Genomic DNA, 23,525 nt, shown 5'->3' with positions numbered 1-23,525 from the left:
TATGGTGGGGTAATTGCAAGATGGTAGCAGAAGAACGTAGGCCCGGATCGCTGCGCGTCACCGGGCAAATACAGATGGGGACTTAGTAGTAAGAGTGCTCGCCGCGCTGGTGTTCGGTCAAATCGCGAACGCCTTTCAGTTCAGGGAATTCCCCCAGCAGCTGTTTCTCGATGCCTTCTTTCAGCGTGACATCTACCATTGAACAGCCGTTACAGCCGCCACCAAACTGCAGAATAGCGTAGCCTTCATCGGTGATCTCCATCAGAGTGACGCGTCCACCGTGGCCAGCCAGTTGCGGGTTGATCTGCGACTGCAGCATGTATTCAACGCGTTCCATCAGCGGCGCATCATCGGATACTTTACGCATTTTCGCATTAGGCGCTTTCAGGGTCAGCTGGGAGCCTAACTGATCGGTAACGAAATCGATTTCAGCATCTTCCAGATAGGGTGCACTCAGTTCATCAACATATGCGGTCAGCAGGGAAAATTTGATGGCGGTGTCGGTTGCTTCCACGGCGTCCGGTGGACAATAAGAAACGCCGCATTCAGCGTTAGGCGTGCCGGGATTAATCACAAATACGCGGATTTGTGTCCCTTCTTCCTGATTTGCCAGCAGTTTGGCAAAGTGCGCTTGTGCAGCATCGGAAATATGGATCATAGTAATGGCCTAATAGTTGACTATTTTACTTGGTTATAATACGCCCATCATCGAGGCTCTACAAGGTTCGACACAGGCACCATACCTGGACAGTCGCCGCGCCGTTGCGCAAAAGCAGTTGCGCGATTTCCGCGACGGTACTTCCGGTAGTGACGACATCATCCACAACAACCATATGGAGTCCCTGTACCGGCAATTCAAGGCGAAAAGCATTTTTCAGGTTGCGTTTGCGTAATCGGGCGCTGAGATGATGCTGCGTGGCGGTCGCCCGAACCCGTGTTATTGCCTGACTGTCCCAGTCACAACCCAGCCAGTGCGCCAAAGGACGGCACAATAAATCGCTCTGGTTAAACCCTCTTCGCCAGTGTCGGCGTTGCCAGAGTGGGACGCTGACGATCCTGTCCGGCAGAGGAAGCCCGCTGGTACGGCGAGCCAGCAACACGTCCAGTAGCAGCAGGCGTGAAAGTGCAGTGGCAATCTCGCTACGGCGCGAAAATTTCAGCTGGTGGATAAGGTTACTCAGCGGCGGAACATAGTCATTGACCGTAACCAACCGCTGCCACGGCGGCGGTTTTTGCAGACACCGGCCGCAGGGAATGGCGGTGTGGGCGGCTGGCATCCCGCACTGGGGGCACAAATTGATATGACGGCGTGTCGCCCGTGTACAAACGGAACAAATTCCCCAATGTCCCAGCGTCAGTGGCATTCGGCATAGCCAGCACAATCCCGGTACTGTTAGCATAGGTTTATCCTTAACAATGTATGCCTACAGGGCTAGGCTCCAAAAAAGAGAACAGTAACTGATGAATGACATCTGGTGGCAGACCCGAGGTTCGGGAAATTGCCATCTTGTGCTGCTGCACGGATGGGGATTGAATGCGGAAGTATGGCATTGCATAAGTGAGGAACTGAGTTCGCATTTCACGCTACATCTTGTCGACTTACCGGGATTTGGCCGTAGTCAGGGTTTCGGCGCGATGCCGCTGGAGGAGATGGCGGAACGTGTTTTACAACAGGCACCAGAGAAAGCCATCTGGCTGGGCTGGAGCCTGGGCGGGCTGGTAGCAAGTCAGGTAGCGTTGACCCATCCTGCTCGTGTTCAGGCGCTGGTTACTGTGGCTTCTTCGCCATGTTTTAGCGCTCGTGATGAGTGGCCGGGTATTAAGCCGGACGTGCTGGCGGGATTCCAGCAACAGCTTAGCGAAGACTTCCAGCGTACGGTAGAGCGTTTTCTGGCGCTACAAACGATGGGAACGGAAACCGCACGTCAGGACGCGCGAACTTTGAAGAAAACGGTGCTGGCATTACCGATGCCGGAAGTGGCGGTACTGAATGGTGGGCTGGAGATCCTGAAAACGGTTGATCTGCGTGAATCTCTCTGCGCATTGCGCATGCCGTTCCTGCGGTTGTACGGATATCTTGATGGGCTGGTACCGCGCAAAGTTGTACCGAGGCTGGATGCACTGTGGCCGGAGAGCGAATCTCTGGTGTTTGCCAAAGCGGCACATGCGCCGTTTATCTCGCATCCTGGTGAGTTCTGTGCCGCGCTGATGGCGTTGAAACAGCGGTTATAGCGCCTTTGACTTGCCCGGTGACGCGATGCTTACCGGGCCGACATTAATGCCTTTTTGCCATCAACTCCTCAGCAGAAAGGCCAGTGATTCTGAGAATGGTCAGTCTGTCGATACCGTCGGCTAACATGGTGGCAGCAATGCGTCGTGCTTCGTCTCGTTTACCTTGTTGTAAGCCCTCCTGTAACCCTTCCTGTAACCCATTCATATGCCCTTCCTGGCGTAATCTCTCTGCGATAGTCATCAGTCTCTCCTTGTGTTGAGGTAGGCGTCCGGTTACTTCGTCCATAAATTCTTTGAAATGCGCTGTGTCGCCAGCCTGAATCATGTAATTAAACAGGGCTTTCAACTGGTTGTCATTAGCGTTTCCTTTAACAAGCAGGACGACCAGTTTTTCCACTAATCCCATCAAATCTCGTTTCCGGATATGTTTTTGAATCAGCTCCAGTAGTGCTATACGGCGATGCTGCATGATCTCGTCATCAGCCATTACCGTGATATCTATTAATGGAAAAGTGTTCGCATAAAGTTGTCTGGCTGTCTCCGGATCGTTAAATTTATCCAGCCAGCACAAGGAGTAGGGATATGGGCTGACGGTGCCGTGATAAAAAAGCATGGGGATCACCAGTGGCAGCTTTTTGTGGCCCGCATCCAGATGTCGCTGCATGACTGCAATAGCATAACGCATAAGACGAAACGCCATATGTGCATCCGCGGTGCTCTGATGTTCAATAACCGTGTAGATGTAGCCATCGCCTTCACAAGTTTTTAGTGACCACAACACATCGCAATAGTGCGCACGCAAATCGTCCTCAATAAAACTGCCCGGTTCCAGTTTCAGTGTCTTTAGGTCACAAAGAATACGTAAAGAGTCTGGAAGATGAAGTTGAAGAAAGTCGCGAGCGGTAGCTGGATGGCCCATAAAAGTCTTGAAAATTGCGTCATGCGGCGTAGCTGTAGCGTCAGTATTCATGGCGGTCCGTCACCTGAAGAACAAGATGATGAGACTCTACTTGCCGTAGAAAAGGGAAGCATCCCCGTAATGTTAACGATGTGCAGAGGGTTGGAGGATAAATCTGTTTTGCTGAAAGAGTGACACTCTTATGGAATTCGTTTCGCAAAATCTCGGACGGCATGGATATTAGGTGCCGTTTGTAGGCCGGACAAACGTAGCGTCATCCGGCAAATAGCATTACGTTTAACGCAAAGCCCACCATTCGCGCAGGCAGGCTTTGCCTTCCGGGCAGCTTTTGCAGCTTCCGGAAAGACACCCCTCGGCATCTTCCTGAATTCGCTTCGCTTTGCCCATTTTCTCTAACTGATTCAGCATGGCGTCAATCATTGGCTGCGGGGTATGCAGCGTGTGGCTAATTTGCTTAGCCTCCATACGTCCCCGCAGAGCCAGTAAATCACGAACCTGTATAAGCGATGCCATGATCCACAACCTTAGTGGCAATCGCCAGTCGTGCTGGCACAGCACGAGCTTACCGTTTTGTTGGTTGCCAGCAGCGCAATATCCACACGGCTACGGGCGCGGCGTAGCAGACCCAGCAATACGATGTTAAACAGGATGACGGCTAAAATGCAGACCAGACTGTAGGTCGGGTGCTGACTGTAGCTGACTGCCTGATAGAACAGCGTCGACAGTGAGTAGGCGATATTCAGGCCCCACAGAACGGAGAAGCCCATCCAGCCACGGCTGGATTCACGCGCGATAGCCCCCATAACTGAAATGCACGGAACATACAGCAGTACGAAAATCAGGTAGCTGTAAGCGGCTGCGGCGCTGCCAAATTTTTCGCCCATCACGCCCATGGCACCAGTTGCCATCTCACCGTCACCTTTACTGGCTTCGATAGGGTTAGCCAGGACGCTCAGGCTGAAGGTGTCTTTCAGGCTTTGCCAGGTTTCATCCAGTGCGCCGACTAACTCATCACCGAGGTGGAAATCTGCCGGGTTGAACTCTTCTTCCTGAATATTTTCAGCTGTATAGAGCGTATTCAGTGTACCGACAACCACTTCTTTGGCCATCGCACCGGTGAACAGACCCACGGTGGCCTGCCAGTTATCTTCGTGTACGCCAATCGGTTTAAAGACCGGGGTAATAACGCGGCTGACGGAAGCAAGGGCTGAGTCGTTGATGTTATCGACGATTTTCCCGCTCAGGGAGAAACTGTTAAACGCGCTAAGGAAAATACTGACAATGATAATGACTTTACCGGCACGGAGGACGAAGCCTTTCAGGCGCTGCCAGGTCTGGATGATCAGGCTTTTAATATGCGGGACGTGATAAACCGGCAGTTCCATCACGAACGGCGTTGCTTCGCCACGCATGATGGTGTGCTTGAGCATCAGGCCAGTCAGCACTGCCATGACGATACCTAACACATATAGCGAGAAGACCGCCAGCGCACCGTTCTGACCAAAGAATGCCGCTGCAAACACAGCGAAAATCGCCAGACGTGCTCCGCAGGACATAAACGGTGCCATCATGATGGTCATCAGACGTTCACGCGGCGCATCCAGTGTACGTGCGCCCATCACCGACGGTACGTTACAGCCGAAACCAACAATCAGCGGGACAAACGATTTACCCGGTAGCCCCAGTGCCTGCATCAGACGGTCCATTACAAACGCGGCTCGCGCCATGTAGCCGGAGTCTTCGAGGAAGGAGAGAAACAGGTACATCATACCGATTTGAGGGACCAGTGGCAGAACGGTGTTAATCCCGCCGCCAAGACCCTGCGCAAGGAAGATGGTCAGCCAGTCCGGGAAGTGCAGCGTGTAACCAATCCATTGAATACCATGGATGAAGAGTGCTACCGAACCGACGTCAAATAACGGTTGCAGCGCGCCACCGATGTTAATGGCGAGCAGGAACATCAGGTACATCACGAACAGGAATATTGGCAGACCGAGGAAGCGGTTGAGGACGATTTTATCGACAGCGGTGGTGAAGCGGCTTGGCTCGGCGGTCAGCGTGTTGCTGACGGTATCGCAGATCGCGGCAATGCACTGGTATCGCGCATCGGCAATGTGCAGCGCGGGATCGTCCATCGTTTCACTCAGACGGGCAATTGCACCATCCAGATTTTGCGCAGCATCGCCCGCGTAGGCGCGGCTGTAGATATCGCCTTCCAGCATTTGCAGGCCAAGCCAGCGACGTTGTTGTAGCGGCATCTCTTCGGTCATTGCGTCAGCCAGAGAATCTGCTTCACGTAGCAGTGGCTGAGCATAATGGACTAACTCGACGGCGTCGTTCTCTTTATAGCGATCGATCGCCAGCTTCAGCGCTTCAATCCCACGTCCACGCGTAGAAACCAGTGGAACCACTGGGCAGCCAAGACGGGCGGAAAGCGCATCGATATCAATACGGATTTGCTGCTTCTCAGCAATGTCCAGCATGTTAAGCGCGACGATACAGGGGATACCCAGTTCAAGCAGTTGCAGCGTCAGGTAGAGGTTGCGCTCAAGGTTTGAGGCATCGACGACGTTGATAAGCAAGTCGGCGTCGCCGCTTAAAATATAGTGACAGGCAATTTGCTCATCGAGGGAGGTCTGGGATGAGATCGTCGTCAGTGAATACGTACCTGGTAAATCCACCAGTGTGACCTGATGGTCCGTCGTCGCAAAATGACCTTCTTTACGCTCAACGGTGACTCCAGCCCAGTTGCCTACACGCTGACGCGCGCCGGTGAGCTGATTGAATAAAGTTGTCTTGCCGGAATTAGGATTACCAATTAAACCAATGGTTAGTTTTTTCATTTTTATTGACTCACTGTATTAACAGGAAACCGCTTCCACTTCTAATAACGCCAGATCTTTTTTACGCAATACCAGACTTACGCGGCGAGTTTCAATGTGGATAGGATCGCCCAAAGGTGCGACACGTACCACATTGAATGATGAGCCTGGTAGCATGCCGAGTGACAATAACTTCTGACGGTACGCCGGACTGATTTCACGAGAAAAACCGGTAATTTTCCACGCAGTGTCTGGAGTGAATTGCATAGGGACCTACTTATATCTCGCTAACTGGACGATTACCTCATGGGGCTGCAGGGCGGCATGAGACCAGATGATTAGCTAACGGAGGAAAGAGTAAATAATCAACAATGCAATGATAATGAGAATGGTTTTTATCATCAATAGAATAAGTGTGACGGAATGTAGAATTGGATAATAATTTGAGTCAATTTTGATATGCCTCAACATTTAATCTGGTTTGAGACCGTTAATTTAATTCGGCAATTATTGATTTTTTAATGTTTAATTAAGGTTTCATCTGTTAACGATGTGAAAATTAATTGTGCGGTTAGTCCTTGGCTAATTAAATAAGCGCTTCAATTTGTATTATTTAATTGTTAATTGAAATGATATAGCCGGGGGAGCACAAGTGCCCCCCGGCATTCTGTCAGCGTTTCTTACCCATCGCCGCCGCCAGGGCATCCATCATGGCGCTGTTGCCGGCAGGCTGTGTATCACGCCCGCGCGGTTTTGCCGCTTTAGTTGCCGCTGCCGGGCGATTGCCCTGAGCGCGATCGTTGCTACCGCCGCCGCGACGGGCGTTGGTTTCACCTGGCTGTTCGTCCAGACGCATGGTCAGGGCGATACGCTTGCGTGGTAGATCTACTTCCAGCACTTTCACCTTCACAATGTCTCCCGCTTTCACCACGGTGTGTGGATCTTCGACGAACTTATTCGACAGAGAGGAGATATGTACCAGACCGTCCTGGTGAACGCCGATATCAACAAATGCACCGAAGTTAGTGACGTTGGTGACTGCGCCTTCCAGAATCATTCCTGGCAGCAGGTCATTCATGGTTTCCACGCCATCAGCAAACTGTGCGGTTTTGAACTCCGGACGCGGATCTCGGCCCGGTTTTTCCAGCTCTTTGATGATGTCGGTGACGGTCGGCACCCCGAAACGTTCGTCGGTAAAGTCAGATGCCTTCAGGTTACGCAGTTCATTGCTGTTGCCCATCAGGTCACGCAGTGACTGCTCGGTCGCAGCCAGAATACGTTCTACGATCGGATAGGCTTCCGGGTGCACGGTCGAGGCATCCAGCGGGTTATCGCCGTGGTTGATGCGCAGAAAGCCCGCACACTGTTCAAACGCTTTTGGCCCCAGTCGGCTGACTTTTAGTAGCTGCTGACGATTCTGGAACTGACCGTTCTCATCACGCCAGGCAACAATATTTTGCGCCATCATCCGGGTCAGGCCCGCGACACGCGTTAACAGCGGGACGGAGGCGGTGTTCAGGTCTACGCCGACGGCGTTTACGCAGTCTTCCACCACCGCATCCAGCTTACGGGCAAGCTGTGTCTGGCTAACGTCGTGTTGATACTGACCGACACCGATCGATTTCGGATCGATTTTCACCAACTCAGCCAGTGGATCCTGCAGACGACGGGCGATAGAGACCGCACCGCGCAGTGAGACGTCGAGATCAGGAAACTCCTGTGCGGCCAGTTCGGAAGCGGAGTAGACCGATGCCCCGGCTTCGCTGACGATCACTTTTTGCGCGGTGACTTTCGGGAACTGTTTTTGCACATCCAGGAAGAAGCGTTCGGTTTCGCGGGACGCGGTGCCGTTACCAATCGCTACCAGTTCAACGTTGTATTTTTCACACAGCGCAGCAACGGCAACGGCGGCTTTGGCTGCCTGACCGGTATGTGGATAAATGGTGTCGGTAGCAACCAGTTTGCCGGTGCCGTCGACGACCGCAACCTTAACGCCGGTGCGCAGGCCGGGATCGAGACCCATCGTAGCGCGCAGGCCTGCCGGAGCAGCCATCAACAGATCGTGCAGGTTTCGGGCAAAGACGTTAATCGCCTCATCTTCCGCACGCTCGCGCACGGTCCCCATAAGTTCAGTCTCAAGATGCATCAGCACTTTGATGCGCCATGTCCAACTGACGACGCCTTTTCGCCAGCTGTCTGCTGGTGCGTTGTTCAGTCGCAGGCCAAGGTGATCCTGAATTATCTGCTCACCGTGACTCTCTTTTGGCGGCTCATCGAATTGCGGATCGGCATTCAATGAAAGCTGTAGCACGCCTTCGTTACGGCCACGGAACATTGCCAGTGCGCGGTGAGAAGGGACGCTGGAAATCGGTTCATGGTGATCGAAGTAATCACGGAATTTTGCGCCTTCCTCTTCTTTACCGCTCACTACGGTGGAAACCAGATGCGCATTCTTCCACAGGTAATCACGCACTTTTGCCAGCAGTGCAGCGTCTTCAGCAAAACGTTCCATCAGGATGTAACGTGCGCCGTCGAGTGCGGCTTTAGTATCCGCTACGCCGTTGTCGGCGTTGATGTATTGTGCCGCTGTGGTTTCTGGATTGTGGGAAGGTTCGTTCCACAGCAGATCAGCCAACGGCTCAAGGCCGGCTTCAATGGCGATTTGTCCGCGGGTGCGGCGTTTTGGTTTGTACGGCAGATAGAGGTCTTCGAGTTCGGTCTTACTTAACGTGCCGTTGATCGCTTTCGCCAGGTCGTCGGTCAGTTTGCCTTGCTCGCTGATAGATTTGAGAATGGCCTGACGGCGGTCTTCCAGTTCACGTAAATAACCCAGACGGCTTTCCAGGTTACGCAACTGCGTGTCATCCAGACCGCCGGTGATTTCCTTACGATAACGTGCGATAAACGGCACGGTGTTCCCTTCGTCAAGCAGGCGAACGGCAGCTTCTACCTGTTCGGCGCGAGCCTGAATTTCACCCGCGATAATGCGGCAGAACGAATCATTCATCATGGATTTAGTTTCATCTTTAGGATCAAAAATCAGGGGATAGTTATACGGACTGACACGCCAAAATGCCAGCCGAGACCCGATTCTCTCGGAATGTTCCAGGCTTATTTAACGTATTCAATCTCGTTAACGTACCAGCTGGCTTCCCCGGCAGGTGTGTTCACCACCGCGAGATCGCCCACCTCTTTTTTCAGCAGTGCTCGCGCCATCGGTGAGTCGATAGAGATGTAATCCTTACGACCAAAAATTTCATCGTATCCGACAATGCGGAATTTGCGGGTATCGCCATCATCATTTTCAATCTCAACCCACGCGCCAAAGAATACTTTGCCCTCCTGCTGTGGGGAGTAATCGACTATTTTCAGATTCTCCATGCACTTCGTCAAATAACGGACACGCCTGTCGATCTCTCGCAGGCGCTTTTTATTATACTGGTAGTCAGCATTTTCGCTGCGGTCGCCCAGACTTGCGGCCCAGGTGACTTTTTTGGTGACTTCCGGGCGCTCTTCACGCCAGAGATAATTCAGCTCTTGTTTGAGTTTTTCATACCCTTCACGGGTTATCAGGGGCGTTTTCATCTTATTGTTTTACCTTCGACTCTGTGATGATGCGCACAATTAGTATTACGTGAGCATATCAACAGAATAAATAATGTATTGCGAGAAACATTGTATACTTAAGCTGCTGTTTAATATGCTTTGTAACAATTTAGCCTGGAATTCATACCAGAATTCACTGGTTACTCTCGTAAGCTTTCTTAAGAATACACACTTACAATTGTTGCGAACCTTTGGGAGTATAAAACAATGCAAGAGAACTATAAGATTCTGGTGGTCGATGACGACATGCGCCTGCGTGCGCTGCTGGAGCGTTATCTGACTGAGCAGGGCTTCCAGGTTCGAAGCGTCGCAAACGCTGAGCAGATGGATCGTCTGCTAACCCGTGAATCCTTCCACCTTATGGTACTGGATCTAATGCTTCCTGGTGAAGATGGCCTGTCAATTTGCCGCCGCCTGCGCAGTCAGAGTAACCCGATGCCCATCATTATGGTGACGGCGAAGGGCGAAGAAGTTGACCGTATCGTCGGGCTGGAAATCGGTGCTGACGACTACATCCCTAAACCGTTTAACCCGCGTGAACTGCTGGCGCGTATTCGCGCTGTGCTGCGTCGTCAGGCGAATGAGCTACCGGGCGCGCCTTCTCAGGAAGAAGCGGTAATTGCTTTCGGTAAGTTCAAACTGAACCTCGGTACTCGCGAAATGTTCCGCGAAGATGAGCCTATGCCGCTGACCAGCGGTGAATTTGCGGTGCTGAAAGCGCTGGTCAGTCACCCGCGTGAACCGCTGTCTCGCGATAAGCTGATGAATCTTGCCCGTGGTCGCGAGTATTCCGCGATGGAACGTTCCATTGACGTGCAGATTTCTCGTCTGCGTCGCATGGTGGAAGAGGATCCAGCACATCCGCGTTACATTCAGACCGTATGGGGTCTGGGCTACGTCTTTGTCCCGGACGGTTCTAAAGCATGAGGCGAATGCGCTTCTCGCCACGAAGTTCGTTTGCTCGCACATTATTGCTCATCGTCACCTTGCTTTTTGCAAGCCTGGTGACGACTTATCTGGTGGTGCTGAACTTCGCGATCCTGCCGAGCCTCCAGCAGTTTAATAAGGTCCTGGCCTACGAAGTTCGTATGCTGATGACCGATAAACTGCAACTGGAGGACGGTACACAGCTGGTTGTGCCTCCCGCATTCCGCCGGGAAATTTACCGTGAGCTGGGAATTTCCCTCTATTCCAACGAAGCCGCTGAAGAAGCTGGACTGCGTTGGGCGCAACACTATGAATTCTTAAGCCATCAGATGGCGCAACAGCTCGGTGGCCCGACGGAAGTTCGCGTTGAGGTCAACAAAAGCTCGCCTGTTGTCTGGCTGAAAACCTGGCTGTCGCCTAATATCTGGGTGCGCGTACCACTGACGGAAATCCATCAAGGCGATTTCTCACCGCTGTTCCGCTATACGTTGGCGATTATGCTGCTGGCTATCGGGGGGGCGTGGCTGTTTATTCGTATCCAGAACCGACCGCTGGTAGATCTTGAGCATGCGGCATTGCAGGTGGGGAAAGGTATTATCCCACCGCCGCTGCGAGAGTATGGCGCTTCAGAGGTGCGTTCTGTTACCCGTGCTTTCAACCATATGGCGGCGGGCGTTAAGCAACTCGCCGATGACCGAACCCTGCTGATGGCGGGAGTCAGCCACGATCTGCGTACGCCGCTGACGCGTATTCGTCTGGCGACGGAAATGATGGGCGAAGAAGATGGTTATCTTGCGGAGTCCATCAATAAGGATATTGAAGAGTGTAACGCCATTATCGAGCAGTTCATCGATTACCTGCGGACGGGTCAGGAGATGCCAATGGAGATGGCGGATCTGAACTCCGTGCTGGGGGAAGTGGTTGCGGCGGAAAGTGGTTATGAGCGTGAAATTGACACCGCACTGCAGCCTGGCGTTATTCAGGTGAAGATGCATCCACTGTCGATTAAACGTGCGGTCGCCAATATGGTGGTTAACGCAGCCCGCTATGGTAATGGCTGGATTAAGGTCAGCAGCGGAACGGAGCCACATCGCGCCTGGTTCCAGGTGGAAGATGATGGTCCGGGTATCAAGCCGGAGCAACGCAAACATCTGTTCCAGCCGTTTGTCCGCGGCGACAGCGCGCGTAGCACCAGTGGTACCGGTCTGGGTCTGGCTATCGTACAGCGTATTATTGATAACCATAACGGTATGCTGGAAATTGGTACCAGTGAGCGCGGGGGATTGTCGATTCGCGCCTGGCTTCCGGTTCCTTTCACCCGCGTACAGGGTGCAACTAAAGACGTATAAAAAAGGGAGGCGCGATGCCTCCCTTTTTGTCTCGGTCATTTCTGTGTCATTTCTGTGTCATTTCTGTTGACCGGAAGGATACCCACCTTCCGGCACGTCAATTTACAGTTTCGGACCTGCGCTAACCAATGCTGCACCAGCTGGTGTATCGGTGTACTTCTCAAAGTTCTCGATAAACAGTTTCGCCAATGCATTGGCTTTTTCCTGCCATTGCTCTGGTGATGCGTAGGTATTACGCGGATCGAGAATACGCGTATCCACGCCCGGCAGTTCCGTTGGGATCGCCAGGTCAAACATCGGCAGACTGAACGTTTCTGCATCATCCAGCGAACCGTTCAGAATGGCGTCGATAATGGCGCGAGTATCTTTAATTGAGATACGCTTGCCGGTACCGTTCCAGCCGGTATTCACCAGATAAGCCTGTGCGCCTGCGGCCTGCATACGTTTCACCAGAACTTCTGCATACTGGGTTGGGTGCAGTGACAGGAATGCCGCACCGAAGCAGGCAGAGAAGGTTGGGGTCGGCTCAGTCACACCACGCTCGGTACCGGCCAGTTTAGCGGTAAAGCCTGAGAGGAAGTGGTACTGAGTTTGATCTGCTGTCAGGCGAGAGACTGGCGGCAGAACACCAAATGCATCGGCGGTCAGGAAGATTACCTTGGTGGCATGGCCCGCTTTTGACACCGGCTTAACGATATTGTCGATGTGATAAATCGGGTAGGAAACACGGGTATTCTCGGTTTTAGAACCGTCGTCGAAATCGATAGAACCGTCTTCACGAACGGTGACGTTTTCCAGCAGCGCATCACGACGGATTGCATTGTAGATTTCCGGCTCGGCATCTTTAGACAGCTTGATAGTCTTCGCGTAGCAGCCGCCTTCAAAGTTAAATACACCATCGTCATCCCAACCGTGCTCATCGTCGCCAATCAGGCGGCGTTTCGGGTCGGTGGACAGGGTGGTTTTACCGGTACCTGAGAGGCCAAAGAAGACCGCCACATCACCTTTTTCGCCTACGTTCGCAGAGCAGTGCATGGATGCAATACCCTTCAGCGGCAGCAGGTAGTTCATGACGGAGAACATACCTTTCTTCATCTCGCCGCCGTACCAGGTGCCACCGATCAACTGAATGCGTTCAGTCAGGTTGAATGCAACGAAGTTTTCAGAGTTCAGACCCTGCTCTTTCCATTGTGGGTTGGTGCATTTTGCGCCGTTCATTACGATAAAATCAGGTTTAAAATCAACCAGTTCCTCATCGCTCGGACGGATGAACATATTTTTGACAAAATGCGCCTGCCAGGCGACTTCGGTAATGAAGCGCACGGAAAGACGGGTATCTGCGTTGGCACCGCAGAACGCATCAACGATAAACAGGCGCTTGCCAGAAAGTTGTTGGGTGACTAACCCTTTCAGATGCTGCCAGGTTTCCTGGGAGAGCGGTTTGTTGTCGTTCTTGCCTTTACCTTTGTCGGACCACCACAGCGTGTCACGCGTGGTGTCGTCGCGGACAATGTACTTATCCTTCGGCGAACGCCCGGTAAAGATACCGGTATCAACTGCAACGGCGCCCAGGTTAGTTAATACGCCACGCTCGTAACCTTCCAGGTTTGGATCAAGTTCTTCCTGGTACAACAGGTCGTAGCTTGGATTGTAAACGATATCCTGAACGTCATTGATACCATAAGCCTTGAGATCTTGCGGGGTTAAACTGGTGTTCACACGCATTTCACTGCTCCTTAGCCAATATGTATTACCTGGAATAGTAAGGTTTTTTAGGGGTTGCTAACCGCGACAAGGCTCATAGATTTACGTATCCGGGCAAAATCACGGGCGACCGAATACGCTGCGACTCCTGTCACAAAGAGGCGGATATTATGGCAGGAAACCCTTTTTTGTTGTGGAAAATGTTCTTAAAACGTTAATGGAGAGTGTATTTGGCGGGAATGTTGTGAGTGTAATCGCATTCATGTAAGAAAATAACGTAACTAAAACATGAGAAATATCGATTCACTTCGCGCAGTTGTGGACTGAAAGCGGCATGTTGGTGCAACGAATTGTGAAGATGATGCGATAATTAGCCTTTCTCTCCAGTCAGGATAACGATATGGATAGTGTTGAACTTTCACCTACGACTCGTTGGGGCATGATGTTAGTCGGCCTGCTGCAAGGCGTGTTGTGTTATCTGCTGATGACATACCTCATACCTCATAACAGCGACTGGCTGTTCTATGGGATGCCCGTAACGGTTGCGCTGACTTCGGCACTTCTGCTTACTGTCGTTTCTTTCAGGCAGCGTGCGCTGTGGTGCTGGATGGCACTGATCTTCGTTGTTGTGCTGGCGATGAGCGTTTGGCTGAAATGGAACGTCGGGGGCAGTAATCGGTGGAGACAGGAAGACGTTTTTTTCGTTTACGGCTGGCGCTTACTTCTCATGGCAATGCTGGCACTGCCCTGGATTCAATACCAACTCCACGCGCGTACCGATCAGTCTCGCTATTCTCAGTTTTATACCTGCTTTTGGCTTAACACGCTGACGCTGCTGATTGTCTTTATCACTAACGGCTTGTTCTGGCTGGTGCTCCTGCTGTGGAGTGAGATGTTTAAGCTCGTCGATATTACCTTCTTTAAGACGCTTTTCTTTGAGACCGATTGGTTCGGTTATGTGGCATTTAGCTTGATTACCGCACTGGCGGTAGTTCTGGCACGTACGCAGTCGCGTTTGGTGGCTGCCGTTCAAAAGTTACTGACGTTTATCGCTACGGGTCTTTTACCGCTGGTTGCGCTGTTAGCGTTGATGTTTATGCTGACCGTGCCTTTCACCGGGCTGGAGGCGATTTCACAGCGGGTGTCGGCGGCTGGCTTGATGTCCACGTTGACGCTGATCCTCCTGCTGTTGATGGCCATTGTGCGCGAGCCGCAAAAAGAGGCGTTACCCTATCCTGGCGCGTTACGCTATCTGATCAAATCCTCACTCGTTGTCGCCCCCATTTATATGCTGATTGCCGGTTGGGCACTATGGGTGCGCATTCACCAATATGGCTGGACGTCTGAGCGCTTGCATGGTGTGCTGGTTGTCGTTGTGCTGCTGACCTGGTCGCTTGGCTATCTGGCGAGCATATTATGTCGTGGCCGTAACCCACTTGAAATTCAGGGAAAGGTTATCCTTGGTGTTTCATTACTGGCCCTGGGGCTGTTGATTCTGTTGACGTCGCCCGTACTCGACGCATGGCGCATTAGCGTCAACAGTCATATGGCACGCTACTACAGTGGTAAAAATACGCCGGATCAGGTCAGTCTGTATATGCTGGATCGTAGCGGAAAACCGGGACGGGCAGCGTTGGAGGCATTACGCAATGATGAGGCGTTCAACAAGGATAGTAAGCGCAGGCGTGACTTAAACTCACTTCTACAGGGAGAGCGCGATCCGATTAAGACTCTGACCGCGACACAGCTAGCTCCAAAGGTGATGATCGCGCCGGGCAGCAAGAAGCCAGACGAGGCGTTCTGGGTGTTTGTCAAAGGGCAGAGCTACCGTATTAGCTCCTGTTTTGAACAGGACGCATGTGTGCTCGTTGATCAGGATCTCAACGCTGATGGCAAGCCTGAACAGGTGCTGTATGCATTTGCTGAGGGAGAAAGTCTGGTCATTGGTATGAAAGGGGAACAATGGGATCTGGTCGCCGTTGCTCAGTTACCGGAGGGATTCAATAAGGACCAACTTCTGCAGGCGCTGGTGAATCATAAACTGGATTCAGCCCCCAGGGTCTGGCGGGATATCACCATTAATGGCGAACGGCTAAAAATGAATTATTACGCTGAGTAAGCGAGCGTTAGCCCGGCAGGATGAACAGCCCGCCGGGCTAAGAACTTAATGCACCTGCGGGTCAGCAGGGGACGCGTTACTACGGATCTCAGCAATATCCATAGCGTTAAACAGATAGTGGCTACCGCAGTAATCGCAGTGCATATCGATTTCGCCTTCTTCTGCCAGAATGCTGTCCACTTCTTCGTCCGGCAGCGTTTTCAGTGCGCCAGCACAACGTTCGCGTGAACAGGTACATTTGAACTCAACATCCTGCGGATCGTAAAGCGTCACTTCTTCTTCGTGGTACAAACGCCACAGTACTTCGTTGGCAGGCAGCGTTAGCAGTTCTTCAGCTTTAATGGTTTCTGTCAGCGCAGCAAGGTGATCAAAATCATCCGCCTGCGCATTTTGTGCTGGCATCACCTGCAGCAGCATACCGCCAGCTGCTGGTTTGCCATCGACGTCGCCAGTACGGATAAAGAGACGCGTTGGCAGCTGTTCTGAACGCAGGAAGTAGTCTTCCAGACAGGCCGCCAGAGTATCTCCTTCCAGACCGACCACGCCCTGATAGCGCTCGCCTTCTTCCGGGGTAATGGTGATCACCAGATAGCCGTTGCCGACCAGAGTTTTCAGGTCGGCATTTTCAGGGATATCGCCCTGTATGCGAGCGACTCCGCGCATTTGCTGATTGTTGTTGCCATTAATTACCGCCAGGCTGAGCGGGCCATCGCCTTGCAACTGTACGGTGATATCACCGGCAAATTTCAGTGTAGCGGTCAGCAGGCTGGTAGCAACCAGCAGCTCGGCCAGCACGGTTTTGACCGGCTGCGGGTAAGTATGGTTTTCGAGGATCTGTTGCAGGGTTTCCGAAACGGTTACCAGCTCGCCGCGCACGGCAAAGTTTTCAAACAGATAACGATGTAATTGGTCATGTTGCGGCATAATCATCTCTCTTGCAGGTGACAGTCATTCACTGTCGCCGTGTTTAAATCGTAACAGGTCGCGGCGCTCTTTTTTGTCCGGCCGTCTGTCCGGGTGCGGCATAGTCAGGGCGTTAAGCTTACGTGCCAGCGCCATTTTTTCGCGTTTTACAACGCTCTCCGCGGTTTCTTCATACAGCGAAACGGCTTCAGTTGCCGGGCGACGCTGTTCGGTAATGGCCTTGATAATGACCGTCCGCTCGTCATTTCCCTGGCGCAGGGTGAGGGTGGCATTCAGTTCGACAATTTTACTCGGCTTACTGCGCTGCCCGTTGTAATGCACCTTACCGCCTTCAACCATTTCACGGGCTATCGCACGTGTTTTATAAAAACGTGCTGCCCACAGCCATTTATCCAGCCTGACTTCAACAGAGGGCTTCTCTTTCATGGCATCTCCTTCACATCAGTGAGGGGATCAGTCGGCGGTAGTCATTCAGTGACGGATGGCGTGCATACTGTTTTTCCGCAATACCTGAGTCGGGATTGGTCACGCCGAGGCAGTAACGAATGCCGAATTGAGCAGCGGCGTCGAGAATGGGTTCGCTGTCGTCTATAAACAGCGTCTTCTCGGCACTTATTCCCGTTTCTTCAGCCACAGCGTGCCATAACCGCTGATCCTCTTTGGGATAACCAAATGTGTGGGTGGAAAGTAATAAATCAAGGTGTGAGGCCAGTCCGGTATGCTCCAGCTTCACCGCCAGGTTGTGCGGATGTGCATTGGTGAGCAAAATACGTCGCTTACCGGACGCTTTTAAGGCATCAAGAAACGGAACCGTATCTTCACGCAGCACCGCACGCGGCCCCTGTTCCGTCGTCATGGCGCAAATATCCAGACCCAGGCACTCGCTCCAGTAATCCAGGCAGTACCAGTTTAGCGTATGCTGTACGGCATGATACTGCTGGCGAATATATTCCTGAGCTTCCCGGGGGGTAATGCCTTGCTGAGCGCCATAGGTTTCCGGCACCAGTTTTTGCCAGAAATAGTTATCGAACGCCAGATCGAGCAGCGTGCCGTCCATGTCCAGCAAGACCGTGTCGACATTCTGCCAGGCAATATCAATACACTTCATCATTCAAGCTGCCCCTGCGTTTGTTGACCCCAGAGACTGACTTTAATCAGCACCTGGGAATTATCCTGAGGAAAATTAGATGCGCGACAGGGTAGCATATCCTGTCGCGCGGGCGTGTTATCGAATCAGGCTTTCCGGGTCGTCAATCAGCGTTGGATTCAGGCAACTTTCGTAGTATCCCTGAATTTCCGCGATGCGGGAGCGGTGACGCTGGTAGCGTCTGAAGGCCTGAACGCCGTTGTAGATGGCGCAACCCAGCATGCTAAACATCAGCAGCGTGGTGCCAAGATAACGCCATAAGCCCGCGCGATCCGGGATTCGATGCAGGCCAATGTGCTGAGTGCCGTTGGCGTCGGTAGAGATATTGGTGACAATTCCTTCAGCGCGGAAGGGAGTCTGCATTAGCATCTGCGCCAGGCGCTGGAAGGCGCTCCACTGTTCTTGCGGCGGGTAGTCGTACAGAGAGGTCGATGGCCAGGCTTGATCGACCAGATCGCTGCCTTCATCACTAATAATCAGGAATCCCCCCGGGGCAGGGCTGTTCAGCGCCTGAGCCGCCCGTGCGGTCTCTCGTGAAATAAACGGTGCTGTAGACGTATTCACCAGATTATCCAGCGACTCTGCGCTAACCGGTCGCAGCAGAACGTTTACGCCATCCAGCTTCCCGGCGTTTGCCCGCTTAACCAGCGCAGTCCAGTCTTTACTGTTGCCTAAATTAACCAGCGCATTTTTCAGGCGCACGCATTCATCCTCGGCGGCGCACAGATCGGCAGTTTTCAAGACAATTTCACCAAAATCATCCAGCAGTACCATACCGGATTTTTGGATTGCTGAACGTAGCGATGCGCTGACGCGGGAGTCATCATCTGGTTTTGGATGGAGCTGACGGTTGACGGCCTGCGTTAGCGCAATGGCTTTATTCACCAGATCGGATTCTGGCAACGGCAGCGCGCGGGCATCGTTCCAGATAATTTGCGAGCAGTCGAAAGGCGTAAAAGGCGTGGCGGGCAGCGCGCTCCAGCTCCCTGGTGTATGAATATTACACATTCCCGTACCGCTCAGATGCAGTGTGTCACCAACACGAACGCCTGCGTTTTCAAGCTGCTTAACGCTGGTGGCTTCGATAGTTTGTGCGCCTTTCATCCATGAAAGGGTGAATTTTATCGGCATATCCAGCGGGATCCAAAACAGCAGCATCAGCAATACCAGCAACGAGCCGCCAGCGATGACGGCGCTGCGTAACCAGTGTTGTAGCGGAAAGTTTTTTACTTCGTCGTGCAGGGATAAAAAACGGCCCTGGCGGACAACGTGGCGGTCCAGATAAATATCGATATCCGTTTGCTGCCCGAGGTCCTGCGCAATGTATGGCTGCCAGTGAGGCGGGTAAATCAAATCGATAATTCCCAGCGAGATATTATTGATTTGCTCCTGGTCGTTTTCACCAAATAGTCCCCACCGGCGCGGGGTTCCACGCAGACAATGTATTTCCCGCAGCGCGGTTTTAGACGGCGGGGCAAACAATCCCCACAGCCCAGCGGCCAGCAGCAGCACGGCTCCGCCGACCATCCACGGCACGAAAGTATCCGGCATAATTAAACAGAAAAAGAACAGCAGGAACGAAGCCACAATCAGTAACGCTTCGCGCAGCCCCGCAGGGCGGCTAAGTACATACTCTTCGTGTGTTTCCTGGCGAATATTCAGCAGTTCAATCTGCTCACTCTCTTCGCCGCGAATGGATGCCTGCGTAGACGCGGTGTGTTGCAGCGCGTAGCCACGCGCCTCCTGCATATACTCTTGCAGTGTGTGCCCGTTTAAAGAGATAACCAAAGGCAGCGTATTGGTGTGGATCAGCTCAACGTTATTTTCGTCATTGATGTACTGTTCCCAGAATGGAGGCAGGTGTACCTCAACGGAGTCCAGATAGTAGCGCCATTTGTTAGGATCGTCGGTGGTGATGCCATAGCGCGTAATCGAATGAGTCAGAACGATGACGCTGTTACTTTGGGAATTCAACGTTAACGATACAGGCGCAGTACTGGCTCCTGTTGGGCCAGGAACTTGCTGAATTTGACTGAGGTTTTCGAGATAGTTTTCGACTGCACCACGCTCTTCGGGTGTCAGTTTACGCTTTGTCGCGTCTGAGAATACGTTGCTCCAGGGCAATTTTTGCCGCCTGGATTTTAATCTGAGTAGCCAACCTGCAAGTAACGAGCAGGCCAGCAAAGCAGCTAAAAAAATCAGAATGGTGCTCATGCTTTCCCCATCTTACTTAGTCTGTCAGGTGTAGTCAGTCGCACCTTGTACAATATTCGTGATTCTGTGGTTGGCTATCGGCAAGCGTGGAGTTGAACTTGAGCATCTTTATGAACAGCCCAGTAAATGCGAATAATAGCAAAATCACTAAAAACGGAATATCAGCAAATTCCTGGAGTTATTTCAACCTATTGACTTTTAATTTGAAATGAGAATTAACTTTTAGTACGTTACATAAATGTAAATAAACGGCAATTCACGTTGCCGAAACCGTGCGGTCTATCGCACAATGACCCCAGATTTCACAGCAAAGATCCTCATGATGAGCAAATCATTACAGAAACCCACGATTTTGAAAGTGGAAACCGTCGCACAATCCCGGTTGTTTAAAATCGAAAGCGTGGACCTTGAGTTCAGCAACGGCGTACGCCGTGTGTATGAACGTATGCGCCCGTCCACTCGCGAAGCGGTAATGATTGTGCCGATTGTTGACGACCACCTGATTCTCATCCGCGAATATGCGGTGGGGACAGAATCCTACGAACTTGGGTTTTCTAAGGGATTAATCGATCCCGGTGAAAGCGTGTTTGACGCGGCGAATCGGGAGCTGAAAGAAGAAGTGGGATTTGGGGCAAAGGACCTGACGTTTTTGAAAAAACTCAGCATGGCACCCTCCTATTTCTCCAGCAAGATGAACATCGTGGTGGCGGAGGATCTTTATCCTGAATCGCTGGAAGGCGATGAACCAGAACCGTTACCACAAGTGCGCTGGCCGCTGGCACATTTGATGGACCTGTTAGAAGATCCTGATTTTCATGAAGCGCGTAATGTGAGCGCACTGTTTCTGGTTCGCGAATGGCTGAAAGGACAGGGACGACTTTGATTTTTATGTCCGGTGGTGCTGTCGCTTATCCGGCCTACGATTTAGCCACTGTACGTAGGCCGGATGAGCAACGCACCATCCGGCAAAAGATTAGAACAACTCGTGTGTCTCACCATTATCGATAATGGTTGTCCCCACTTCATGTACAGCCTGCTGAGTTGGCTGCGTGCCCTCAATAAAATACTCTTCGCGACTGTTTCCGCCGCTCGCCAGTTGCCCAGTACTGCGATCAATATTGACCGTCACGATGCCAGGCGGTGGCGTCAGCGGCTGCTCAGGAACGCCTTCTAACACACTCTTCATGTAGGCATCCCACGCCGGCTGTGCGCTCTTTGCTCCACCTTCATAGCCAGAGATTTGATCTTTGATTGCACCAGAGGCGGTGGAGTGTCCGAGATTGCGGCGATGATCGTCAAAACCGATCCATACCGAGGTTACAACCCCAGGCCCATAGCCGGAGAACCATGCATCTTTAGAGCTGTTGGTGGTCCCGGTTTTACCGCCGATATCACGACGTTGTAAATCGCGACCCGCACGCCAACCGGTTCCCATCCAGCCCGGCTCGCCGAAGATATTGGTGTTCAGCGCGCTTTTAATCAGGAAAGCCAGCGGTGTGTTGATCACGTGAGGAGCATATTCCTGTGTTCCGCTTTGTGCGACCAGCGCCTGATTAGCCTGCTCAAGCTTCGGCATCGGCACGGTGGAATTCTGCTGTTCCTGCGAGATGGCGACGTCCTCAACGTTACTGTTTTCCAGTACGTTAGACTTCTGGGTATCACCATAAATGACAGGAATATCACACTCCGGGCAGGCAATTTTCGGCTTCGCTTCGAAGATGACCCCGCCCTGATCGCTTTCAATCTTGCTGATAAACCATGGGTCAACCAGGAAACCACCGTTGGCCATAACCGCGTAGCCGCGTGCCACCTGCATTGGGGTGAATGATGCGGAACCCAGAGCCAGTGATTCGGTGTGGACAATGTTCTGTGCCGGGAAGCCGAAACGCTGCAGATATTCTGCCGCGTAGTCCACGCCCATCGCTCGCATCGCGCGAACCATCACGACGTTCTTCGACTGACCGAGTCCCTGACGTAAGCGGATAGGCCCGGCGTACTGCGGCGGTGAGTTTTTCGGCTGCCAGTCAGAACCGGCACCCGCATCCCAGCGAGAAATCGGCACGTCATTCAGCATACTTGCCAGCGTCAGACCTTTATCCATCGCGGCGGTATAGAGGAATGGTTTGATATTCGAACCGACCTGACGCAACGCCTGAGTTGCACGGTTGAATTTGCTCTGATTGAAATCAAAACCACCCACCAGCGCCAGTACCGCACCGTTTTGCGGGTTGATAGAGACCAGGGCGGAGTTAACGTCCGGTACTTGTGCCAACCACCAGGCATCGCCGACCTGGCGTACCCAGATTTGCTGACCTGTCTGGACGACATCTGTCACTTTACGCGGTGTCGGGCCTTGTTGTGTATCTGAACGGTATGGACGCGCCCAGCGCATGCCTTCCATGCGCAATGCAACCGACGTGCCGTCTGCCAGTGTAGCTGTTGCTTCCTGCGGATTAGCGCTGGTGATCGCCGCCGGTAGTAATGGTCCGTAGGTTGGGAGAGCTTTCAGCGAATCGGTGATTTTTTTGGTATCCCAGGCGCTTTCACCCACTTTCCACAACACATTCGACGGGCCGCGGTAGCCGTGGCGCATGTCGTAATCCATTACGTTGTTGCGTACTGCCTGCTGGGCTGCTTGCTGTACTTTGCGTGTGATGGTGGTGGTGATGCGATACCCGTCTTCATAGGCTTTTTCGCCATAACGGCTATACATCTCCTGACGTACCATCTCTGATAAATAGGGTGCAGAGAAGGCTATTTCCGGAGCGTGGTAGTTGGCGTCAATGGCTTCGCTACGCGCTTGATCGTACTGGGCCTCGGTAATGTAGTTCTCGCTCAACATACGTGACAACACGACGTTACGTCTCGCGGTAGCTCGGTCCATTGAATAGAGCGGGTTGAATGTTGACGGCGCTTTTGGAAGCCCGGCAATCACGGCTATCTCGCTTAAGCTGAGCTGGTCGACCGTCTTGCCGAAATAGACCTGTGCCGCGGCACCCACGCCATATGCGCGATACCCCAGATAAATCTTGTTCAGATAAAGCTCGAGGATCTCGTCTTTACTCAGCAATTGCTCAATGCGGATCGCCAGGAACACCTCTTTGATCTTACGCATCAGCGTGCGTTCCGGGCTAAGGAAGAAGTTTCTCGCCAGCTGTTGGGTAATGGTACTTGCCCCCTGCGACGCATGGCCGGAGAACAGCGCTACGCTTGCCGCACGGAAGATCCCGACCGGGTCAACACCATGATGCTCATAAAAACGGCTGTCTTCTGTCGCGATAAAAGCTTTGACCATTTCCGGCGGCATTTGATCCAGCGTTACCGGGATTCGGCGTTTCTCGCCATATTGCGCGATCAGCTCGCCGTCAGCGCTGTAAACCTGCATCGGGATCTGCAAACGTACATCTTTTAACGTCGCGACGTCAGGTAATTGCGGCTCAATATAGCGATAGAGGCCATAAATCGAGCCTGCTCCCAGCAGGATGCAACATACTGCAAGGATTAATAAATACTTTACGAACTTCACTGGAGATTTCCCATTTAGTGGCATTTGGGCAGTTTA

19 protein-coding genes are annotated in these 23,525 nt (G+C 52.4%); 5 read left to right on the top strand and 14 right to left on the bottom strand.

Annotated features, from left to right (window positions below; all coding sequences use genetic code 11):
- Positions 1–82: 82 nt before the first annotated feature.
- Both nfuA and gntX read right to left on the bottom strand, forming a co-directional pair.
- A complete protein-coding gene (gene nfuA, locus AACS05_RS22005; RefSeq protein WP_045448462.1) occupies positions 83–658 on the bottom strand; it encodes a Fe-S biogenesis protein NfuA in 576 nt (191 codons plus the stop codon).
- 58 nt (positions 659–716) lie between these two features.
- Positions 717–1,400 carry a DNA utilization protein GntX gene (gntX, locus tag AACS05_RS22000; RefSeq protein ID WP_045448460.1) on the bottom strand — a complete coding sequence of 228 codons (684 nt, stop codon included), beginning with the start codon at positions 1,398–1,400 and terminating at the stop codon, positions 717–719.
- 61 nt (positions 1,401–1,461) lie between these two features.
- Between gntX and bioH the strand changes: the two genes are divergently transcribed.
- Positions 1,462–2,232 carry a pimeloyl-ACP methyl ester esterase BioH gene (gene bioH / locus AACS05_RS21995; RefSeq protein WP_045448458.1) on the top strand — a complete coding sequence of 257 codons (771 nt, stop codon included), beginning with the start codon at positions 1,462–1,464 and terminating at the stop codon, positions 2,230–2,232.
- Between the two features lie 43 nt (positions 2,233–2,275).
- On the opposite strand, the gene AACS05_RS21990 is transcribed toward bioH, so the two are convergent.
- From AACS05_RS21990 to greB, 6 genes are all read right to left on the bottom strand, one after another.
- Positions 2,276–3,202: an Rpn family recombination-promoting nuclease/putative transposase gene (locus AACS05_RS21990; protein ID WP_045448456.1), complete on the bottom strand. Its 927-nt coding sequence runs from the start codon at positions 3,200–3,202 to the stop codon at positions 2,276–2,278.
- 225 nt (positions 3,203–3,427) lie between these two features.
- Positions 3,428–3,664, bottom strand: coding sequence for a [Fe-S]-dependent transcriptional repressor FeoC (gene feoC, locus AACS05_RS21985; protein WP_045448454.1), 237 nt, complete (start codon positions 3,662–3,664; stop codon positions 3,428–3,430).
- An 11-nt stretch (positions 3,665–3,675) separates the two neighbouring features.
- Positions 3,676–5,994, bottom strand: coding sequence for a Fe(2+) transporter permease subunit FeoB (gene feoB, locus AACS05_RS21980; protein ID WP_045448452.1), 2,319 nt, complete (start codon positions 5,992–5,994; stop codon positions 3,676–3,678).
- A gap of 18 nt (positions 5,995–6,012) precedes the next feature.
- Complete coding sequence (gene feoA, locus AACS05_RS21975) at positions 6,013–6,240, bottom strand: ferrous iron transporter A (protein ID WP_045448450.1); 228 nt, start codon at positions 6,238–6,240, stop codon at positions 6,013–6,015.
- A gap of 403 nt (positions 6,241–6,643) precedes the next feature.
- On the bottom strand, positions 6,644–8,983 hold the full coding sequence (locus tag AACS05_RS21970; protein WP_045448448.1) for a Tex family protein: 2,340 nt from the start codon (positions 8,981–8,983) through the stop codon (positions 6,644–6,646).
- Positions 8,984–9,084: 101 nt separating this feature from the next.
- Positions 9,085–9,558, bottom strand: a complete 474-nt coding sequence (gene greB, locus AACS05_RS21965) for a transcription elongation factor GreB (RefSeq protein WP_045448445.1) — start codon at positions 9,556–9,558, stop codon at positions 9,085–9,087.
- A gap of 228 nt (positions 9,559–9,786) precedes the next feature.
- On the opposite strand from greB, the gene ompR reads away from it, so the two are divergent.
- Together ompR and envZ are read left to right on the top strand one after the other, a co-directional pair.
- A complete protein-coding gene (ompR, locus tag AACS05_RS21960; RefSeq protein WP_001157751.1) occupies positions 9,787–10,506 on the top strand; it encodes an osmolarity response regulator transcription factor OmpR in 720 nt (239 codons plus the stop codon).
- Complete coding sequence (envZ, locus tag AACS05_RS21955; protein WP_045448442.1) at positions 10,503–11,855, top strand: two-component system sensor histidine kinase EnvZ; 1,353 nt, start codon at positions 10,503–10,505, stop codon at positions 11,853–11,855. The genes ompR and envZ overlap by 4 nt, the downstream gene beginning before the upstream one ends.
- Before the next feature lie 102 nt (positions 11,856–11,957).
- Here the strand turns inward: envZ and pckA are convergent, their stop codons facing one another.
- The gene (pckA, locus tag AACS05_RS21950) at positions 11,958–13,580 is read right to left on the bottom strand and encodes a phosphoenolpyruvate carboxykinase (ATP) (protein ID WP_045448440.1); all 1,623 of its coding nucleotides are present in this window, start codon (positions 13,578–13,580) and stop codon (positions 11,958–11,960) included.
- Positions 13,581–13,959: 379 nt separating this feature from the next.
- Here pckA and AACS05_RS21945 point away from each other — a divergent pair, with 379 nt between their 5' ends.
- Positions 13,960–15,678 carry a DUF4153 domain-containing protein gene (locus AACS05_RS21945; RefSeq protein ID WP_045448438.1) on the top strand — a complete coding sequence of 573 codons (1,719 nt, stop codon included), beginning with the start codon at positions 13,960–13,962 and terminating at the stop codon, positions 15,676–15,678.
- Positions 15,679–15,723: 45 nt separating this feature from the next.
- On the opposite strand, the gene hslO is transcribed toward AACS05_RS21945, so the two are convergent.
- The 4 genes from hslO to igaA form a co-directional block, all read right to left on the bottom strand.
- Positions 15,724–16,602, bottom strand: coding sequence for an Hsp33 family molecular chaperone HslO (gene hslO, locus AACS05_RS21940; protein ID WP_045449817.1), 879 nt, complete (start codon positions 16,600–16,602; stop codon positions 15,724–15,726).
- A gap of 24 nt (positions 16,603–16,626) precedes the next feature.
- Positions 16,627–17,028, bottom strand: coding sequence for a ribosome-associated heat shock protein Hsp15 (gene hslR, locus AACS05_RS21935; protein ID WP_045448436.1), 402 nt, complete (start codon positions 17,026–17,028; stop codon positions 16,627–16,629).
- A 10-nt stretch (positions 17,029–17,038) separates the two neighbouring features.
- Positions 17,039–17,710: a GMP/IMP nucleotidase gene (yrfG, locus tag AACS05_RS21930; protein ID WP_045449815.1), complete on the bottom strand. Its 672-nt coding sequence runs from the start codon at positions 17,708–17,710 to the stop codon at positions 17,039–17,041.
- 117 nt (positions 17,711–17,827) lie between these two features.
- Positions 17,828–19,963: an intracellular growth attenuator protein IgaA gene (gene igaA, locus AACS05_RS21925; protein WP_045448434.1), complete on the bottom strand. Its 2,136-nt coding sequence runs from the start codon at positions 19,961–19,963 to the stop codon at positions 17,828–17,830.
- A 322-nt stretch (positions 19,964–20,285) separates the two neighbouring features.
- Here igaA and nudE point away from each other — a divergent pair, with 322 nt between their 5' ends.
- The gene (gene nudE, locus AACS05_RS21920) at positions 20,286–20,846 is read left to right on the top strand and encodes an ADP compounds hydrolase NudE (RefSeq protein ID WP_045449813.1); all 561 of its coding nucleotides are present in this window, start codon (positions 20,286–20,288) and stop codon (positions 20,844–20,846) included.
- Positions 20,847–20,936: 90 nt separating this feature from the next.
- Here nudE and mrcA read toward each other — a convergent pair whose 3' ends face one another.
- Positions 20,937–23,489 carry a peptidoglycan glycosyltransferase/peptidoglycan DD-transpeptidase MrcA gene (mrcA, locus tag AACS05_RS21915; RefSeq protein WP_045448432.1) on the bottom strand — a complete coding sequence of 851 codons (2,553 nt, stop codon included), beginning with the start codon at positions 23,487–23,489 and terminating at the stop codon, positions 20,937–20,939.
- Positions 23,490–23,525: the final 36 nt, after the last annotated feature.

It is taken from the genome of Citrobacter sp. S-77, from assembly GCF_963864895.1.
Taxonomy (GTDB): Bacteria; Pseudomonadota; Gammaproteobacteria; order Enterobacterales; family Enterobacteriaceae; genus Citrobacter; species Citrobacter murliniae.
This window is presented reverse-complemented; position numbering and strand designations above follow the sequence as displayed.

What these genes read in the sequence shown, in the direction of transcription:
- nfuA (WP_045448462.1), bottom strand. Translation starts at nt 658, where the DNA reads ATGATCCATATTTCCGATGCTGCACAAGCGCACTTTGCCAAACTGCTG.
- gntX (WP_045448460.1), bottom strand. Translation starts at nt 1,400, where the DNA reads ATGCTAACAGTACCGGGATTGTGCTGGCTATGCCGAATGCCACTGACG.
- bioH (WP_045448458.1), top strand. Translation starts at nt 1,462, where the DNA reads ATGAATGACATCTGGTGGCAGACCCGAGGTTCGGGAAATTGCCATCTT.
- AACS05_RS21990 (WP_045448456.1), bottom strand. Translation starts at nt 3,202, where the DNA reads ATGAATACTGACGCTACAGCTACGCCGCATGACGCAATTTTCAAGACT.
- feoC (WP_045448454.1), bottom strand. Translation starts at nt 3,664, where the DNA reads ATGGCATCGCTTATACAGGTTCGTGATTTACTGGCTCTGCGGGGACGT.
- feoB (WP_045448452.1), bottom strand. Translation starts at nt 5,994, where the DNA reads ATGAAAAAACTAACCATTGGTTTAATTGGTAATCCTAATTCCGGCAAG.
- feoA (WP_045448450.1), bottom strand. Translation starts at nt 6,240, where the DNA reads ATGCAATTCACTCCAGACACTGCGTGGAAAATTACCGGTTTTTCTCGT.
- AACS05_RS21970 (WP_045448448.1), bottom strand. Translation starts at nt 8,983, where the DNA reads ATGATGAATGATTCGTTCTGCCGCATTATCGCGGGTGAAATTCAGGCT.
- greB (WP_045448445.1), bottom strand. Translation starts at nt 9,558, where the DNA reads ATGAAAACGCCCCTGATAACCCGTGAAGGGTATGAAAAACTCAAACAA.
- ompR (WP_001157751.1), top strand. Translation starts at nt 9,787, where the DNA reads ATGCAAGAGAACTATAAGATTCTGGTGGTCGATGACGACATGCGCCTG.
- envZ (WP_045448442.1), top strand. Translation starts at nt 10,503, where the DNA reads ATGAGGCGAATGCGCTTCTCGCCACGAAGTTCGTTTGCTCGCACATTA.
- pckA (WP_045448440.1), bottom strand. Translation starts at nt 13,580, where the DNA reads ATGCGTGTGAACACCAGTTTAACCCCGCAAGATCTCAAGGCTTATGGT.
- AACS05_RS21945 (WP_045448438.1), top strand. Translation starts at nt 13,960, where the DNA reads ATGGATAGTGTTGAACTTTCACCTACGACTCGTTGGGGCATGATGTTA.
- hslO (WP_045449817.1), bottom strand. Translation starts at nt 16,602, where the DNA reads ATGCCGCAACATGACCAATTACATCGTTATCTGTTTGAAAACTTTGCC.
- hslR (WP_045448436.1), bottom strand. Translation starts at nt 17,028, where the DNA reads ATGAAAGAGAAGCCCTCTGTTGAAGTCAGGCTGGATAAATGGCTGTGG.
- yrfG (WP_045449815.1), bottom strand. Translation starts at nt 17,710, where the DNA reads ATGAAGTGTATTGATATTGCCTGGCAGAATGTCGACACGGTCTTGCTG.
- igaA (WP_045448434.1), bottom strand. Translation starts at nt 19,963, where the DNA reads ATGAGCACCATTCTGATTTTTTTAGCTGCTTTGCTGGCCTGCTCGTTA.
- nudE (WP_045449813.1), top strand. Translation starts at nt 20,286, where the DNA reads ATGAGCAAATCATTACAGAAACCCACGATTTTGAAAGTGGAAACCGTC.